Source organism: Pseudomonas sp. YH-1 (assembly GCF_051990045.1).
GTDB lineage: Bacteria > Pseudomonadota > Gammaproteobacteria > Pseudomonadales > Pseudomonadaceae > Pseudomonas > Pseudomonas nicosulfuronedens.
In genome coordinates this window covers 37,660-54,055 of record NZ_CP178184.1, presented here as the reverse complement: position 1 = coordinate 54,055, position 16,396 = coordinate 37,660, and the positions used below count along the sequence as shown (strand labels likewise).

Here is a 16,396-nt window from a genome sequence, read left to right as displayed (position 1 = left end):
TTCGCGGCCTGAGGAGAGAAGTGCATGACGCAAGTCACGGTGAAAGAACTGGCCAAGACGGTCGATACGCCGGTAGAGCGCCTGCTGCAGCAGATGCGCGAAGCGGGTCTGCCGCACAACAACGCCGAGCAGGTAGTGACCGATAGCGAGAAACAAGCGCTGCTGGCCCACTTGAAAGGCAGCCACGGCGATCGCGCGGATGAACCGCGCAAGATCACCCTGCAACGCAAGACCACCTCGACCATCAGGGTCGCTGGCAGCAAGACCGTCAGCGTCGAGGTTCGCAAGAAGAAGACCTACGTCAAGCGTGATCCTGAAGAGCTTGAGGCCGAGCGCCAGCGCGAGCTGGAAGAACAGCGTGCCGCGGAAGAAGCCGTGCGTGTGAAGGCCGAGGAAGAGGCTCGTCAGCGCGCCGCCGCGGAAGAGGCCCGTCGTCAGGCGGACGCCGCTCGCCAAGCCACTGATGTTGCACCGGCTGCTGCCGCTCCGGCTGCTGCCGATGCGCCGCGCGCCGCAGCTCCGGCTGCCGCTCCTGCTGCTCCGGCCTCTGCCACTCCTGCTGCGGACGACCGCAAGAAGGACGAAGTGCGCCGCGCGCCGAAGCGCGACGACGAGGACGAGCGCCGTGATCGCAAGCATGCCCAGCATCGCCCGTCGATCAAGGAAAAGGAAAAGACCACTGCGCCGCGCGTTGTGCGCAGCGGTGGCGACGACGACGACAGCTTTGGCCGTCGCGGCGGTGGCCGTGGCAAGGGCAAGCTGAAGAAGCGTAACCAGCACGGGTTCCAGAGCCCGACAGGACCGATTGTGCGTGAAGTGAATATCGGCGAAACCATCACCGTGGGCGACCTGGCTGCCCAGATGTCGGTGAAGGGCGCCGAGGTCGTCAAGTTCATGTTCAAGATGGGCACCCCAGTGACCATCAACCAGGTACTCGACCAGGAAACCGCTCAGCTGATCGCCGAAGAACTCGGCCACAAGGTCAAGCTGGTCAGCGAGAACGCCCTGGAAGAGCAACTGGCCGAATCCCTGAAGTTCGAAGGTGAGGCAGTGTCCCGCGCGCCGGTCGTGACCGTCATGGGCCACGTCGACCACGGCAAGACATCGCTGCTCGACTACATCCGTCGTGCGAAGGTCGCAGCTGGCGAAGCCGGCGGCATCACCCAGCACATCGGCGCCTACCACGTGGAAACCGACCGCGGCATGGTCACCTTCCTCGACACCCCCGGCCACGCCGCGTTCACCGCGATGCGTGCCCGTGGTGCCCAGGCGACCGACATCGTCATCCTCGTGGTGGCAGCGGACGACGGCGTGATGCCGCAGACCCAGGAAGCCGTGCAGCATGCGAAAGCAGCTGGTGTGCCGATCGTGGTTGCGGTGAACAAGATCGACAAGCCCGATGCCAACCCGGACAACATCAAGAACGGCCTGGCCGCTCTGGACGTGATTCCGGAAGAGTGGGGCGGCGATGCTCCGTACGTTCACGTCTCCGCCAAGCTGGGTACCGGCGTCGACGAGCTGCTCGAAGCCGTACTGCTGCAGGCTGAAGTGCTCGAACTCAAAGCCACTCCGTCGGCCCCGGGCCGTGGCGTGGTGGTCGAGTCCCGTCTGGACAAGGGCCGCGGCCCGGTAGCCACCGTGCTGGTCCAGGACGGCACCCTGCGTCAGGGCGACATGGTTCTGGTCGGCGTCAACTACGGCCGCGTCCGTGCGATGCTCGACGAGAACGGCAAGCCGATCAAGGAAGCCGGTCCGTCCATTCCGGTCGAGATCCTCGGCCTGGATGGCACTCCGGATGCCGGTGACGAGATGACCGTGGTTGCCGACGAGAAGAAGGCCCGCGAAGTCGCTCTGTTCCGTCAAGGCAAGTTCCGCGAAGTGAAACTGGCTCGTGCCCACGCCGGGAAGCTGGAAAACATCTTCGAGAACATGGGCCAGGAAGAGAAGAAGACCCTCAACATCGTGCTCAAGTCCGATGTCCGTGGTTCGCTGGAGGCCCTGCAGGGCTCGCTCAGCGGCCTGGGCAACGACGAAGTGCAGGTTCGCGTGGTCGGTGGCGGCGTCGGTGGTATCACCGAGTCCGATGCCAACCTGGCGCTGGCCTCCAACGCGGTGCTGTTCGGCTTCAACGTCCGTGCTGACGCCGGTGCGCGCAAGATCGTCGAGTCCGAAGGCCTCGACATGCGTTACTACAACGTGATCTACGACATCATCGAAGACGTCAAGAAAGCCCTGACCGGCATGCTCGGCAGCGATGTTCGCGAGAACATCCTGGGCATCGCCGAAGTGCGCGACGTGTTCCGTTCGCCGAAGTTCGGCGCGGTCGCCGGCTGCATGGTCACCGAGGGTCTGGTGCACCGCAATCGTCCGATCCGTGTACTGCGCGACGACGTGGTTATCTTCGAAGGCGAGCTGGAATCCCTGCGTCGCTTCAAGGATGACGTCTCGGAAGTACGTGCCGGCATGGAGTGCGGTATCGGCGTGAAGAGCTACAACGACGTCCGCGTCGGCGACAAGATCGAAGTGTTCGAGAAGGTCGAAGTCGCTCGTACTCTGTAAGGGTATTCGAGCGTGAACGCAGCGCCCGGGCCGGCTTTCCAGCTGTCCCGGGCGTTTGCCGCTTTCAGACCCGGAGCCTCTCGGCTCGGGTAAGCAGGTTAGAAAAATGGCCAAAGAGTACAGCCGTACCCAGCGTATCGGCGACCAGATGCAGCGCGAACTGGCGCTGCTGATCCAGCGTGAAATCAAGGACCCGCGTCTCGGTCTGGTGACCATTACCGGCGTCGACGTGGCCCGCGACCTGTCCCATGCCAAGGTGTACGTCACCGTAATGGGCCAGGATGACAATGCCGAAGTGGTGAAGCAGAACACCAGTATCCTCAACGATGCCGCCGGCTTCCTGCGCATGCAGCTGGGCAAGGCGATGAAGCTGCGCACCGTGCCGCAACTGCACTTCAGCTACGACGCCAGCATCCGTCGCGGCGCCGAACTGTCGGCGCTGATCGAGCGCGCAGTGGCTGCCGATCGTCGCGGCGGCGATTCCGAGGAGTAACGCGTGGCCCAGGTGAAACGCATTCGCCGTGCGGTCAACGGCGTGCTGATTCTCGACAAGCCGCGCGGCATGAGCTCCAACCAGGCCCTGCAGAAGGTGCGCTGGCTGCTCAACGCCGAGAAGGCTGGCCACACCGGCAGCCTCGACCCGTTGGCCACCGGCGTGCTGCCGCTGTGCTTCGGCGAGGCGACCAAGTTCTCCCAGTACCTGCTCGATGCCGACAAGGCCTACGAGACGGTGGCCCAGCTGGGCGTCACCACCACCACCGGCGATGCCGAGGGCGAGGTGGTTGAGCAACGCGAGGTGACCGTTGGTCGGGAGGCCATCGAGGCCCTGCTGCCGCGCTTCCGCGGCGATATAGAGCAGGTGCCGCCGATGTACTCGGCGCTGAAGAAGGATGGCCAGCCGTTGTACAAGCTGGCTCGTGCGGGAGAGGTAGTGGAGCGCGAGGCGCGTTCTGTTACTATTGCGCGCCTGGAAATGCTCGCGTTCGAGTCGCCCTGTGCGACCCTGGCGGTTTCCTGCAGCAAGGGCACCTACATTCGCACCCTGGTCGAAGACCTCGGCCGCGAACTCGGGTGTGGCGCACATGTCGCCGCCTTGCGCCGGACACAGGCCGGACCGTTCCAGCTGAACCAGTCGGTGACGCTGGAAGAGCTCGAGAAAGCCCATGCCGAGGGTGGCAACGAAGCCCTCGACCGCTTCCTGCTGCCGGTGGATGCCGGCCTGGAACACTGGCCGCTGCTGCAGTTGTCCGAGCACAGCGCCTACTACTGGCTGCATGGTCAGCCGGTACGCGCCCCGGATATGCCGAAGTTCGGCATGCTGCGGGTGCAGGATCATGAAGGCCGCTTCATCGGCATCGGTGAAGTAGTCGAAGACGGGCGCCTGGCGCCGCGTCGACTGATTCGGTCTTAAGGCCGAAACCGAGGGTGGCTGTCAGCAGGCACGGTCACTCCTCTTACTATGAACACAGGGAGAAGTCCCTGGCCTGTTACCTCAGAGGAAGCCCCATCATGGCACTGAGCGTCCAAGAAAAAGCCCAGATCGTTAACGAGTACAAGCAAGCTGAGGGCGACACCGGCTCCCCGGAAGTGCAGGTTGCACTGCTGTCCGCCAACATCAACAAGCTGCAGGACCACTTCAAGGCCAACGGCAAAGACCACCACTCCCGTCGTGGCCTGATCCGTATGGTTAACCAGCGTCGTAAGCTGCTGGACTACCTGAAGAGCAAGGACACCTCTCGTTACAGCGCCCTGATCGGTCGCCTGGGCCTGCGTCGCTAAGACGGCAAGCCTGAAGTGGGAAGCTGGGAGTCCGGGGTCGATGGGCGGTGTAAACCGCTCATCGGCTCTGGCTCCCGGCTTTCTCGCTTTTACAGGGAATGAAATCGGGTCCGACTCCCGGCATTTCCACCATTTCCCCCAAGGCAACTAAAGAGAAGGTAGAAGAACCGTGAACCCGGTAACCAAGAAATTCCAGTTCGGTCAGTCGACCGTAACCCTCGAGACTGGCCGCATTGCCCGCCAGGCCACCGGTGCCGTCCTGGTCACCATGGACGACGTCACCGTGCTCTGCACCGTCGTCGGCGCCAAGCAGGCCGACCCGAGCAAGAGCTTCTTCCCGCTCTCCGTGCACTACCAGGAGAAGACGTACGCAGCTGGCCGTATCCCCGGTGGTTTCTTCAAGCGTGAAGGCCGTCCTTCCGAGAAGGAAACCCTGACCTCGCGCCTGATCGACCGTCCGATTCGCCCGCTGTTCCCGGAAGGCTTCATGAACGAAGTGCAGGTGGTCTGCACCGTCGTTTCCACCAACAAGAAGTCCGATCCGGACATCGCTGCCATGATTGGCACCTCCGCCGCCCTGGCGATCTCCGGCATTCCGTTCGCCGGCCCGATCGGCGCTGCCCGCGTTGGTTTCCACCCGGAAATCGGCTACATCCTCAACCCGACCTATGAGCAGCAGCAGAGCTCCAGCCTCGACATGGTCGTGGCCGGTACCTCCGACGCCGTGCTGATGGTTGAATCCGAAGCCGACGAGCTGACCGAAGACCAGATGCTGGGTGCCGTTCTGTTCGCCCACGAAGAATTCCAGGCTGTCATCCGGGCCGTTGCCGAACTGGCAACCGAAGCCGGCAAGCCGACCTGGAACTGGTCCGCTCCGGTCGAAAACACCGCCCTGGTCAACACCATCAAGGCCGAATTCGGTGCTGCCATCTCCGAGGCTTACACCGTTACCGTCAAGCAGGACCGTTACGCGGCCCTGGACGCCCTGCGCGAGCAGATCGTCGCCAAGTTCGCCGGTGAAGGCGAAGGCCAGTTCTCCGCAGGTGAAGTCAAAGAAGTCTTCGGCCTGCTGGAATACCGCACCGTTCGCGAAAACATCGTCAACGGCAAACCGCGTATCGATGGCCGTGACACTCGCACCGTTCGCCCGCTGCGTATCGAAGTCGGCGTACTGGGCAAGACCCACGGTTCGGCGCTGTTCACCCGCGGCGAAACCCAGGCTCTGGTCGTTGCCACCCTTGGCACCGCCCGTGACGCCCAGCTGCTCGATACCCTCGAAGGCGAGCGCAAAGACCCCTTCATGCTGCACTACAACTTCCCGCCGTTCTCGGTAGGCGAGTGTGGCCGCATGGGCAGCGCTGGTCGTCGTGAAATCGGCCACGGCCGTCTGGCACGCCGCAGCGTTGCTGCCATGCTGCCGACCCAGGACGAGTTCCCCTACACCATTCGCGTTGTTTCCGAGATCACCGAATCCAACGGTTCCAGCTCCATGGCTTCCGTTTGCGGTGCTTCCCTGGCGCTGATGGACGCCGGTGTTCCGGTCAAGGCGCCGGTTGCCGGTATCGCCATGGGCCTGGTGAAGGAAGGTGACAAGTTCGCCATCCTGACCGACATCCTGGGTGACGAAGACCACCTGGGCGACATGGACTTCAAGGTCGCCGGTACCGACAAGGGCGTTACCGCCCTGCAGATGGACATCAAGATCAACGGTATCACCGAAGAGATCATGGAGATCGCCCTGGGCCAGGCCCTGGAAGCTCGCCTGAATATCCTCGGCCAGATGAACCAGATCATCGCCGCTCCGCGCGCCGAGCTGTCGGAAAACGCTCCGACCATGATCCAGATGAAGATCGACACCGACAAGATCCGTGACGTCATCGGCAAGGGCGGCGCCACCATTCGCAGCATCTGCGAAGAGACCAAGGCCTCGATCGACATCGAGGACGATGGCAGCGTGAAGATCTACGGCGAAACCAAGGAAGCTGCCGAGGCCGCCAAGCAGCGCGTCCTGGGTATCACCGCGGAAGCCGAAATCGGCAAGATCTACGTCGGCAAGGTCGAGCGCATCGTGGACTTCGGTGCCTTCGTCAACATCCTGCCGGGCAAGGATGGTCTGGTGCACATCTCGCAGATCAGCGACAAGCGCATCGACAAGGTCACCGACGTTCTGCAGGAAGGCCAGGAAGTCAAAGTCCTGGTTCTCGACGTGGACAACCGTGGTCGCATCAAGCTGTCCATCAAGGACGTCGCCGCTGCTGAAGCCTCTGGCGTGTAAGCGATCGGTGAAATGAAAGAGGGCCCCTTGCGGGCCCTCTTTTTTTGCCTTGAAAATGCGCTATTCGCCGATCTCGCTCCAAGGATGCCCCGAGATGGACAAGCGTTACTGTCACTACCACAGTGCCCAGCCCGCGACCTGGCATTGCCAGCCCTGCGAGCGTCATTACGGCGACTGCTGCATTCCCCTCAATGCCGATGCTCCGGAGTATGCGCCAGCGTGCCCCCTGTGCCGCGGACACCTGCGTTTCCTCGGCGCGGCCAATACAGCGCAACCCTTCTGGGAGCGCCTGCCGAAATTCTTCGCTTACGGCTTCCAGGCCGGACCGCTGGCCTTCTGCGCCCTGCTGGCACTGGCCTGCGTGTTCATGCCGGCCATGATCGTGCTCTGGGTTGCGTTGCTCAGTGTGGCGACCAAGTACCTGCACAGCGTGATCGAAGCCGCGAGCTTTGGCGGCCAGGACGCTCCAGGCCTGCTCGAAGCCTTCAGTGCCGATAGCCTGCGGACCTTCTTCCAGCAGCTGGCGGTGTTCCTGATCGCCCTGGTGCTGCTATGGCTGGCGGCCGACTTCCACAGCGAGGCCGTCTATTGGGTCGCCAACATCTCCATCATGCTGGTGCTGCCGGCAAGCATCATCCGGCTATCCCTGGACAAGAGCCTGGGCGCCGCGCTCAGTCCCAGTGAAGTGGGGCAGGTGATCGCAGCCATGGGTTGGCGCTACCTGATTCTCTGCGTGTTTCTGTTCATTCTCTGGCAGTCGCCCACCTATGTCGGCTGGCTACTCTCCAACGGGCTGCCGCGAGTGGTGATGGTCCCGGTGGTGGCGGGGCTGACGGGGTATTTCGCCGTGGTGATGTGCGCCATGATGGGCTATGCCGTGTTCCAGTATCAGGGCGAACTGGGCTACGTTTCCGCCGGGGAGGACACTCCCGCCGGCTTTGCTGCGCCGGAATGGCACCGTCGCAAGGCGCTGGCTGAGGCTGAGGTGCGGGTCAAGGAGGGGCAGACCGGTGCCGCCCTGGAGATTCTGGTCGCCGCTCTGCGCGAAGGTCGCCAGGACCTCAAGCTGAACGAGCGTTATCACCAGTTGCTCTTCGCCTTGAACGAGCGCGCCGAATGCCTGAACCATCTGCCCCACTATCTGAGCCTGGCCAGCCGGCTCAATCCGCAGCTTGCCGCCAGTGCCTTCCTCAATGCCCGGCAGTTGCAGGCAGATTACCTGCCGGAGGACCCAAGCATTTGCGAGCGCATTGCTGAAGTCCTGATCGAACGGCACAAGGCCCGCGAGGGGCTGAGCTTGCTGCGTAACCTGCACAAGCGCTTCCCCGACTACCCGGGCATTCCTCGCGCCTATCTGATGGCGGCACGGGCATTCTCCGAGGAGCTGGGCCAGGTGGAACCTGCGCAGCAGTTGCTGGCCTTCATTCGCCAACGCTATCCGGCGTTCGAGCAGATGGGCGAGGTGGTGCAGTTGGAGGCCGTGCTGGCGAAGCTGGGCAAGAGTGCCAGCGGCTGATCGTGCATCCTGCATGGAGCGCAACGGCAGGCTTTGCAAACTGCAAGCGAATGGTTGCTTTGTGTTTTTTGTAATCTATTGATTTATAAGGTTTTTACTGAATTTAAAAAGCTGGCACAGGCCTTGCGATAGTCCTAGTGCAACTGCTGCCAGGAACGGGCCGCAGTTTTCCAATAATTCAGGAGAAACCGCCATGAAACGTTTCAACAAACTGGCCCTTGCCGCTGCCACTGCTACCGCCCTGAGCTTCTCGTTCGCCAACGCGGTGTTCGCCCAGCCGACGACTCTGGCCGCCAATGACACCGTCCAGAAAACTGAAGAGGCGGTTTCCGACACCTGGATCACCAGCAAGGTCAAATCCAGCCTGATCGCCAACAAGGACATCAGCGGTACCAACATCAAGGTCGAAACCAACAAAGGCGTGGTTTCCCTGTCCGGTAACGTGAAAACCGATGCAGAGAAGGAACTGGCCATCCAGACCACCAAAGGCATCAAAGGCGTGACTGCCGTGTCCGCTGACGGACTGAAGTCGGTCGAGTAAGGGCGCGTGCTCACCCTCGCTTACCCCAACTGACCCTTCGAGGAGAATCGCGATGAACAACGACATCATCAAAGGCAAGTGGAAGCAGCTTTCTGGCTCGCTCAAGGAAAAGTGGGGCAAGCTCACCGACGATGACCTGCAGGCGGCGGATGGACACGCCGAATACCTGGTCGGCAAACTGCAGGAACGCTACGGCTGGACCCGCGAAAAAGCGGAAGACGAAGTCCGCGACTTCAGCCGCCGTCTGTAGCGCCCAGACACAGGGATGACCCAAGCCCCGCCGGTTCGCCGACGGGGCTTTTTCATGGGCGGATCAGGGCGCGAGATGCTGCTGGTAGATCGTCAGTTGTCGGGTTGTATCGGCATCCGGGTAGTGCTGGCGGAGGAAGCGTGACAGCTCGCGCACAGCCTGCAAGTCGCCTTTCTGGCCCATCTGCTTGGCCAGTTGCAGGGTCAGGCCGGGCAGCGGTTCAGGCAGTTGGCCGGAGCGTGACAGGCGACGCCAGCTGTTCAGTGCCTGGGCGGACTCATTGCGCTGGAGCAGTTTCCGCAACAGGTGCAGTTGAATCGCCGGGTGGGCCAGCAGACCCGCGTCGCTGGCCGCACTTTCCTCGGCGAGGCGGCGCAGTAGCGCATCGGCTGCGGCGGAAGGCGGCAGGGCGAACAACTGCTTGAGGGTTTCACTCATCAGGGCGCGGTCCTGCCTCCCCTTGGCTACGCCGTACAGGCGTTCGACCAGTACCGGCTGGCCGGGAAACTGCCGTAGCAGCTCCGGGCCGCGTGCGGCCGCCTGGTCGAGGGCGAAGCGGCCGATCTGATCGTCCAGCGACGCCAGGGCGCGTTTGAAGGGAGCTTCCGGGTCCTCTTTGCTCAGGTACGCCTCGTCAACCGGCATTCGCCCCAGCTTGCGCGGCAGCCAGACGGCGAGAAAGCCGGAGATCAATCCGCCGATGTGCGCGTAGTAGTTCACGTGGTCGGCGGCACGGACCAGCCCGAACAGTTCCTTGCCCAGCCACAGCGGCAGGATCCACAGCGCCGGGGCCTTGAGATAGCCCATCAGGGGCCCGAGCCAGTAGAAGAACTGGATGCGCTGCAGGCCATAGACGCCGATGTACATGCCCATCAGGCCGGAAATCGCGCCCGAGGCACCAATGCCTGGCACCCATGAAGGATCGAGCGCCCACCACAGCAGGCCGGAACACAGGCCGCTGAACAGGTAGAGGCCCAGATAGAGGGCCCGGCCCAGTGCCGCCTCGAGGGCGAAGCCGAAGATGAACAGGAACACCATGTTGCCGGCCAGGTGCCAGAAGCTGCCGTGGAGGAACATCGAGCCGAACAGGCCCTGGACGGTGAAGCGCTCGGGGATGAAGCCGAAGCGCAGGCTGCTGGTCTGGTCGCGCGCCGTTTCCGCCTTGAGGCGCGAGGCCTGCCAGGCGGCGTCCTGCTGGAAGGAGGGCAGGGCGCGCAGCTCATGGCCGAACTCCAGGTCCGAGAGTACCAACCAGGCCAACGTCTGACGGGGAAGGGCTTCGAGGGCGCGCTGCTGATCGGCTTCCAGCCGGTCGCGGCGCTCCAGCGAGGCGCTGAACAACGGCCGCTCATGGCTGAGCAGATCCTGTTCGAGGTAGATGCGCACGGCTTCTTCACGCCGGGTGCTATCGCCACCCTGGTAGCCGAAGTAGATCAGGACGTTGAGGATGATCAGCAGCAGCGTGATGACGGGAGGTTTCTTCCAGTCCAGCGGGTGCTCGGCGGGGACGATAACCATGGCGACCGGTCCTTGGCCCGAATGGCGTGAGTGCGTGAGTGGCGGCGAGACTAGCATCTCGCCAGTACGCCTGTCAGTTGCCGCTGCGCTTGCTCTGGATGTCGCTCAGGCGGTTGCCCTCGAAGCGGACGAAATACAGCATGCCGCTCCAGGGCCCGTAGATCCATTCCTCCACGGCCACCTCCATGGACTCGCCATAGCGCGGGCCAGGTACTTGCTTGTAGCCCAGGAAGGAACGGCTGACGGGTTCGCCACAGCGGCTGAGCACATCGCTGGTGACATCGCCGGTGCTGATCAGCTTGCTGCTGCAGCGCAGGCTGGCGGCCTGTGCATCAATGGCGGTGAGGGCGAGGGGCAGCAGCAGGACCGCCAGGCGCAGTACGAGAGGCGTCTTCAATTGCGTTTGAACTCGATGCTTTTGAGCTTGTTGGCTTCGAAGGTGAGGATGTAGCTGGTGCCATTGCGCGGGCCGTAGACCCACTCTTCGACCCGATACTCGCGCCGGTCGTAGCCGCCGAGGGTATAGCCGACTTCATCGCGGTGATCCGGCGCGCCGCACTTCTGCTCGACTTCCCAGGCGCGGTCGCCGGCGTTGATCAGGGAACTGCCGCAGCGCATGCTTTCCGCCTGGGCGCCCGCCGCGCAAAGCAGCAGGGCGCAGGACATCCAGGTCAGGGCTTTCATCGAACGACTCCTTATTCGCTATCCAGGTGCAGCTGGGTGGCCACACTTCCACCATTCTCCGCTTCGCCGAAGCTGACGTCGATGAGGTAGATGCGGTCGTCACCCAGGCCACCCTTGGCGACCAGGTAGTCCTTGATCTGCGTTGCGCGCTCCTGACCGAGCTTGCGCAGCAGCAACTGGCTGTCGCTCCAGGAGTCCAACACGGCCTGGCGCATCTTCGCCGAGCGCTCGTCCTTGCTCAGTTGTTGCCATTCCGCTGGGGGTTGTTTCTTCAGGCGTGCGCGGTAGACACCTTCGAGCAGGATCGGCTGCAGGTCCTCTGGGACCTCCAGTTGGCTGGCATCGCTGGGCACCTTGTCGCCGCGGCGCTGTAACATGCTGTAGTAGTTCTTCTGGTATTCCTGCTGCAGACGCTTGTCGGCCAGTAGCGGACCATCGCTGGCCGCTGCGGCGACACCTTCGACCTCCAGTTTCAGGGCCGGGCGCTGCTTGAGGGCCGCGGCCAACTTGTCGAGATTGCCCTGGGCGCTGGCGTCCAGTTCGCTGGAGCCGGCGGCAAACGCCACGTTGCTCAGGTCCGGCCCGCCACCGCCGCTGGCCAGGCCGGCGATGAAGTTGAACGGCGCTTGCACCGCGCGCACCACCAGGTTGCGCAGGGTCTGCCAGACGATAGGCATGACGCTGAACTGCGGGTTGTTCAGATCGCCTTCCACCGGCAGCTGGATGTCGATGTTGCCGTTGGCGTCCTTGAGCAGGGCGATCGCCAGCTTCACCGGCAGGTCAACGGCGTCGGGGCTGTCCACCTTCTCGCCCAGCTGCAGGTGTTCGACCAGCACCTTGTTGTCGGCTTTGAGCTTGCCCTGGGTGATCTGGTAATGCAGGTCCAGATTCAGCCGACCCTTGCGGATGCGGTAGCCGGCGAACTTGCCGGAGTACGGCGTCAGGGTGGTCAGCTCGACGCGTTTGAAGCTGGTGGCGATATCCAGCTTTTCCAGCGGCGAGAACGGGTTGAGGCTGCCCTTGATGGTGACCGGCGCGTACTTGTCGACCTTGCCCTTCACGTCCACCGAGGCGGGTGCCGGATTGCGGTTGTCGATGGTGCCGATCTCGCCGCCCAGCTGCTGGATGGCGGTGGCGAAGTCCGGGCGCAGGGTCAGGTCGGCGAAGTTGGCCGAACCGTTGTTGATCTTCACGCCACCGATACGGATGCCTAGCGGCTTGCTATTGCTGCCTGAACCATTGCCTTTGTTCGCCGAAGACGATGCGGATTCGGGTTGTGGAATGATGAGCTCGCTGACGTTGGTGCTGCGGTCCTCGTTGATGATGAAGCGCGCATAGGGCTCTTCCAGCGAGACAGTCTGGATCACCAGGCTGTCGCCATGCTTGTACGCCAGGCCATCGAGGGTCAGTTTGGTCCATTTGACGAAGTCGCGGCTCTTGAGGGTATCGAGCGTGTGCAGCTGGGTGACCTGGGCGCTGCCGTTGACGCTGAAGGCCAGCGGGTCGGTGCCCTTGAGGTCGACGTCCAGGTCGCTGGACAGCAGGCCGCTGCGCAGTTCCAGGCGAATGAACGGATCGATGTAGGCCTGCGCGACGCGCAGGTCGATATCGTGAGTCGAAACCTTCAGTCTGGCGCTGACCGGGTTGGGGATGACCTGGCCGCTGGCTTCGATCTGCCCGCGCGGGCCGAGGCCGGTCTTGAGCTTGAGCTGCAGTGGCGAGGTCAGGCCGCTGTCGAGATTCTGCAGGTCCAGGTCCAGCGGGCCGACTTCAAGGTTTACCGGCTTGCCTGGGACGCGATCAGCCAGGTGTGCCTTGTAGCCGCGCAGTTGGGTGTCGCGCAAAACGACATGCCACGGCTTCGGCGGCTCGGCCGGTTTGCTCTCCTCGGCCGTCTGCTCAGGCTTGTCGGCCTCGGCGACCTTGGCTTCCGGATTGGCCTCCGGTGTGGATGGAACTGCCGGTTTGGATGGCTCGGTTTGGGCCGCCTTGGCAGGAGCGCTGGGCTTGGCTTCCGGTTGCTCGTTCGAGGCCTGCTGTTCCTTCTCGGGCTGCGCAGTCGCCACTGTTGCGGGGGCAGCTTCGGGAGCGGCCTGCGCCTGCGGCGTGGGCTCCTCGGGGCGCTTGTAGGGTTTGAAGGTGGCGAAGAGTTTCTGCCAGTCCAGTTGGCCGTCCTTCTCGCGAGCTGCCCAGGCCTCCAGGCCCTGGCTGCGAATCTGTCCGACCACCACTTCCTGCTTGACGAGGTCCAGGGTCGTTTCGGCCACATCCAGGGTGGCGAGCTTGGCCAGTGGTTTGCCTTCGGGGGAACTGAGGTCAAGATCGCGCAGTTTGATGGCAGCCTTGTCCAGCAGGAGTTGCGTTCCTTTCGAGAGGTCAAGGTGGTAGTCGGAGGCCACGCTGAGGATGCCGTTGTTCAAGTTCAGCGGTGCGTTGTCCCGCACGTAGGGCCACCAGGCCTTCAGCGGCACGCCGTCGAGGGTGAAGCTGCCCTTGGAGGTGAAGGGCACGATGCTCAGGTCGCCTTTCCAGTCGAGCTTGCCACCGTGGGGGCCGGTGGCGACCAGCGTCATTTCCGCGCCGTCCTCCGGCAGGGTGCTGAGGTTGTGCAGCTCGAATCCCATCGGATCGAAGACGAACTCCACCGGCTCGCTGGGGCGCCGGTCGAGGAAGTGCAGGCTGCCTTCGGCCAGGCGGATGCGGTCGATGCGCAGCGGGAAGGGATCGCTGGGCTCTTCCTGGGCAGGGGCTGGCTCACTGGGCGGCAGCTTGAAGAGCTTGCTCAGGTTCAGCGTGCCGTTCTCGGCGAACAACAGTTCGGTGTGAGGTGCGTCCAGTTCGACGTCGGCGAGGTGCAGCCTGCGTTTCCACAGGCTGTCGAGTTCGAGGTTGGCGTAGAGGCGACGGAAGCGCACCTGTTCCTGCCCATCGTCACCCAGATGCAGGCCCCAGAGGGTGAGCTCGAGGCTGAACGGGTTGAATTCGATACGCTCCAGGCGCGCTGGAACAGTCGAGTAGTGAGCCAGTTGCTGGTTGGCTATCCGCAGGCCAACGCCGGGCAGGATGAGAAAACCCAGCAGGCAATAGAAGAGGACCAACAGCACTACCGCGCCGATGGCGCGTTTCAATCCTTTGGGCATGGCGAGAGTCGTTTCCGTCGTGACGTGCCACAGGAGTATGGCACGGCTGTGATTCTTCGATTCGATAGTCGCCTTCGGACGCGGTTTTCAGTGATGTCAGTCAGTCATTCAGGCGATGGGTGCGGGCGAATTCGACCAGGTCTACGAGGCTTTCCAGGTTCAGCTTCTCAAGAATCCGCGTCTTGTAGGTGCTGACGGTCTTCTGGCTGAGGAACAACTCCTCGGCGATGTCCTTGTTACTCATGCCTCTCACCAGGCTGCGCAACACGACCAGCTCCCGTGGCGTGAGGCTGGCCACCGGATCGGTGTTCTTGTCGATGCTCAGGGCCTTTTCCGGGAAGCAGCGATAGCCCGAAACCAGCATGCGCGCTGCGTTGAGAATGGCACTGGTGTCCTTGTTCTTGCTGACGAATCCATGCGCACCCGCTGCTTCGACCTTGCTCGAGTACAGGCGTTCATCCTGCGAACTCAGCACCAGCAGGCGAATGTTCTCGTCGAAGATATGGATACGCGCGAGCAGGTCGAGACCGTCCATCCCGGGCAGGTTGAGGTCGAGTATTACCAGATCGGGGCGTTCCTTGCGTACGGCATCCAGTCCGCCATGGCCATCGGCTGCTTCACGGGCGACTTCGAACTGCGGATCCTGCTCCAGCAACGAGCGGATCGCCAAACGCATTGCGGGGTGGTCCTCGATCAGCACCACACGCTTCTTCATAACTGACTCCCTGAGTCCGAATAATTGCGCGCATTGATCTTGAAGATAGACCAGTTGTTCAAGCACCTACGGAATATTCCTATGCGTAGGACTGAAAGCATGCGGGGAATCAAGTTGGGAGGGAGTTGCCCTGCCAGCGTGCGCGGAGACTTGCTGCGCAGAGTGAATTCTGCGCAGCAAGCCAGCGGTTGTTACCGCTCCAGAGCCAGCGCCACGCCTTGCCCGCCGCCGATGCAGAGCGTCGCGAGGCCTTTTTTTGCGTCGCGGCGGAGCATCTCGTGCAGCAGGGTGACAAGCACGCGGCAGCCCGATGCGCCGATGGGATGGCCGAGGGCAATGGCGCCGCCGTTCACATTCACCTTTGCGGCATCCCAGCCCAGTTCCTTGCCCACGGACAGTGCCTGAGCAGCGAACGCCTCGTTGGCTTCGATCAGGTCCAGGTCGGCGAGCTGCCAGCTGGCCTTTTCAAGGCAGCGGCGGGTGGCTGAGACCGGACCGATGCCCATGATGGCCGGATCGACACCTGCGTTCGCGTAAGCGGCGATACGGGCCAGTACCGGCAGGCCCAGTTCGGCGGCCTTGGTGGCGCTCATCAACAGCACGGCGGCGGCGCCGTCATTGAGGGTCGACGCGTTGCCGGCGGTAACGCTGCCGTCCTTCTTGAATGCCGGTTTGAGCTTGGCCAGGGACTCTGCGGTGGTGCCGGCGCGCGGCTGCTCGTCGGTGTCGAAGCGCAGTGGTTCGCCCTTGCGCTGGGGAATCTCGATGACGGTGATTTCAGCCTTGAAGCGGCCTGCTTCGATGGCCGCGCTTGCCTTGTGCTGCGAGTCGGCGGCGAAGGCGTCCTGGTCCTCGCGGCTGATGCCGTATTTCTCCACCAGGTTCTCGGCGGTGATGCCCATGTGGTAGTCGTTGAAGGCGTCCCACAGGCCGTCCTGGATCATGCTGTCGATCAGTTTGGCGTGGCCCATGCGCAGGCCGGTGCGGGCACCGGGCATGACGTAGGGGGCGAGGCTCATGCTTTCCTGGCCACCGGCGATGACGACGTCGGCATCGCCGCATCGAATCGCCTGGGCTGCCAGGTGCAGTGCCTTGAGACCGGAGCCGCAGACCTTGTTGACCGTCATCGCCGGCACGCTGTTGGGCAGGCCGGCGGCGATCGAGGCCTGGCGCGCCGGGTTCTGGCCGGCACCGGCGGTCAGGGTCTGGCCGAGGATCACCTCGTCGACCCGGGCCGGGTCCAGTCCGGTCTGTTGCAGCAGGGTGCGAATTACCGCGGCGCCCAGCTCATGGGCCGGCAGTGCGGAAAGCGAACCCTGAAAGCTGCCGATGGCGGTACGGGTGGCAGCGACGATGACGACTTCTTGCATGACTCGAATCCTCTGTCGGGAGCGGCGGGGCCGCAGCGAACGGCCATGG

General features: G+C 63.2%; 14 protein-coding genes. 8 read left to right on the top strand and 6 right to left on the bottom strand.

The window, feature by feature from the left end:
* The first annotated feature begins 24 nt into the window (after positions 1-24).
* From infB to ACKI1H_RS00205, 8 genes are all read left to right on the top strand, one after another.
* Entirely contained in the window at positions 25-2,559 is a 2,535-nt protein-coding gene (gene infB / locus ACKI1H_RS00240; RefSeq protein WP_440467343.1) for a translation initiation factor IF-2, read from the top strand.
* Positions 2,560-2,665: 106 nt separating this feature from the next.
* On the top strand, positions 2,666-3,052 hold the full coding sequence (gene rbfA / locus ACKI1H_RS00235; RefSeq protein ID WP_045216758.1) for a 30S ribosome-binding factor RbfA: 387 nt from the start codon (positions 2,666-2,668) through the stop codon (positions 3,050-3,052).
* Positions 3,053-3,055: 3 nt separating this feature from the next.
* Positions 3,056-3,970: a tRNA pseudouridine(55) synthase TruB gene (gene truB / locus ACKI1H_RS00230; protein WP_440467342.1), complete on the top strand. Its 915-nt coding sequence runs from the start codon at positions 3,056-3,058 to the stop codon at positions 3,968-3,970.
* A gap of 98 nt (positions 3,971-4,068) precedes the next feature.
* Positions 4,069-4,338 (top strand): 30S ribosomal protein S15, encoded by a 270-nt coding sequence (gene rpsO / locus ACKI1H_RS00225; RefSeq protein ID WP_017518939.1) that lies wholly within the window; start codon positions 4,069-4,071, stop codon positions 4,336-4,338.
* A 169-nt stretch (positions 4,339-4,507) separates the two neighbouring features.
* Positions 4,508-6,613 (top strand): polyribonucleotide nucleotidyltransferase, encoded by a 2,106-nt coding sequence (gene pnp / locus ACKI1H_RS00220; protein WP_045216766.1) that lies wholly within the window; start codon positions 4,508-4,510, stop codon positions 6,611-6,613.
* Between the two features lie 94 nt (positions 6,614-6,707).
* The gene (locus ACKI1H_RS00215) at positions 6,708-8,129 is read left to right on the top strand and encodes a hypothetical protein (RefSeq protein WP_440467341.1); all 1,422 of its coding nucleotides are present in this window, start codon (positions 6,708-6,710) and stop codon (positions 8,127-8,129) included.
* Between the two features lie 193 nt (positions 8,130-8,322).
* Positions 8,323-8,670: a BON domain-containing protein gene (locus ACKI1H_RS00210; RefSeq protein ID WP_138524498.1), complete on the top strand. Its 348-nt coding sequence runs from the start codon at positions 8,323-8,325 to the stop codon at positions 8,668-8,670.
* 52 nt (positions 8,671-8,722) lie between these two features.
* Positions 8,723-8,920, top strand: coding sequence for a CsbD family protein (locus tag ACKI1H_RS00205; RefSeq protein ID WP_138524496.1), 198 nt, complete (start codon positions 8,723-8,725; stop codon positions 8,918-8,920).
* 63 nt (positions 8,921-8,983) lie between these two features.
* On the opposite strand, the gene ACKI1H_RS00200 is transcribed toward ACKI1H_RS00205, so the two are convergent.
* From ACKI1H_RS00200 to ACKI1H_RS00175, 6 genes are all read right to left on the bottom strand, one after another.
* Positions 8,984-10,438: a rhomboid family intramembrane serine protease gene (locus ACKI1H_RS00200; protein ID WP_440467340.1), complete on the bottom strand. Its 1,455-nt coding sequence runs from the start codon at positions 10,436-10,438 to the stop codon at positions 8,984-8,986.
* A gap of 73 nt (positions 10,439-10,511) precedes the next feature.
* Positions 10,512-10,835, bottom strand: a complete 324-nt coding sequence (locus ACKI1H_RS00195; protein ID WP_138524492.1) for a DUF2845 domain-containing protein — start codon at positions 10,833-10,835, stop codon at positions 10,512-10,514.
* Positions 10,832-11,122, bottom strand: a complete 291-nt coding sequence (locus ACKI1H_RS00190) for a DUF2845 domain-containing protein (protein WP_138524490.1) — start codon at positions 11,120-11,122, stop codon at positions 10,832-10,834. The genes ACKI1H_RS00195 and ACKI1H_RS00190 overlap by 4 nt, the downstream gene beginning before the upstream one ends.
* 11 nt (positions 11,123-11,133) lie before the next feature.
* Positions 11,134-14,262: a DUF748 domain-containing protein gene (locus tag ACKI1H_RS00185; RefSeq protein WP_440467339.1), complete on the bottom strand. Its 3,129-nt coding sequence runs from the start codon at positions 14,260-14,262 to the stop codon at positions 11,134-11,136.
* Between the two features lie 100 nt (positions 14,263-14,362).
* Positions 14,363-14,977: a response regulator transcription factor gene (locus ACKI1H_RS00180; protein WP_045216783.1), complete on the bottom strand. Its 615-nt coding sequence runs from the start codon at positions 14,975-14,977 to the stop codon at positions 14,363-14,365.
* A gap of 191 nt (positions 14,978-15,168) precedes the next feature.
* The gene (locus tag ACKI1H_RS00175; RefSeq protein ID WP_440467338.1) at positions 15,169-16,347 is read right to left on the bottom strand and encodes an acetyl-CoA C-acetyltransferase; all 1,179 of its coding nucleotides are present in this window, start codon (positions 16,345-16,347) and stop codon (positions 15,169-15,171) included.
* Positions 16,348-16,396 lie beyond the last annotated feature (49 nt).

Coding starts and splice junctions, on each gene's coding strand:
- ACKI1H_RS00180 (WP_045216783.1), bottom strand. CDS start 14,977: ATGAAGAAGCGTGTGGTGCTGATCGAGGACCACCCCGCAATGCGTTTG.
- ACKI1H_RS00205 (WP_138524496.1), top strand. CDS start 8,723: ATGAACAACGACATCATCAAAGGCAAGTGGAAGCAGCTTTCTGGCTCG.
- ACKI1H_RS00200 (WP_440467340.1), bottom strand. CDS start 10,438: ATGGTTATCGTCCCCGCCGAGCACCCGCTGGACTGGAAGAAACCTCCC.
- rbfA (WP_045216758.1), top strand. CDS start 2,666: ATGGCCAAAGAGTACAGCCGTACCCAGCGTATCGGCGACCAGATGCAG.
- ACKI1H_RS00210 (WP_138524498.1), top strand. CDS start 8,323: ATGAAACGTTTCAACAAACTGGCCCTTGCCGCTGCCACTGCTACCGCC.
- ACKI1H_RS00190 (WP_138524490.1), bottom strand. CDS start 11,122: ATGAAAGCCCTGACCTGGATGTCCTGCGCCCTGCTGCTTTGCGCGGCG.
- rpsO (WP_017518939.1), top strand. CDS start 4,069: ATGGCACTGAGCGTCCAAGAAAAAGCCCAGATCGTTAACGAGTACAAG.
- infB (WP_440467343.1), top strand. CDS start 25: ATGACGCAAGTCACGGTGAAAGAACTGGCCAAGACGGTCGATACGCCG.
- ACKI1H_RS00185 (WP_440467339.1), bottom strand. CDS start 14,262: ATGCCCAAAGGATTGAAACGCGCCATCGGCGCGGTAGTGCTGTTGGTC.
- ACKI1H_RS00175 (WP_440467338.1), bottom strand. CDS start 16,347: ATGCAAGAAGTCGTCATCGTCGCTGCCACCCGTACCGCCATCGGCAGC.
- ACKI1H_RS00215 (WP_440467341.1), top strand. CDS start 6,708: ATGGACAAGCGTTACTGTCACTACCACAGTGCCCAGCCCGCGACCTGG.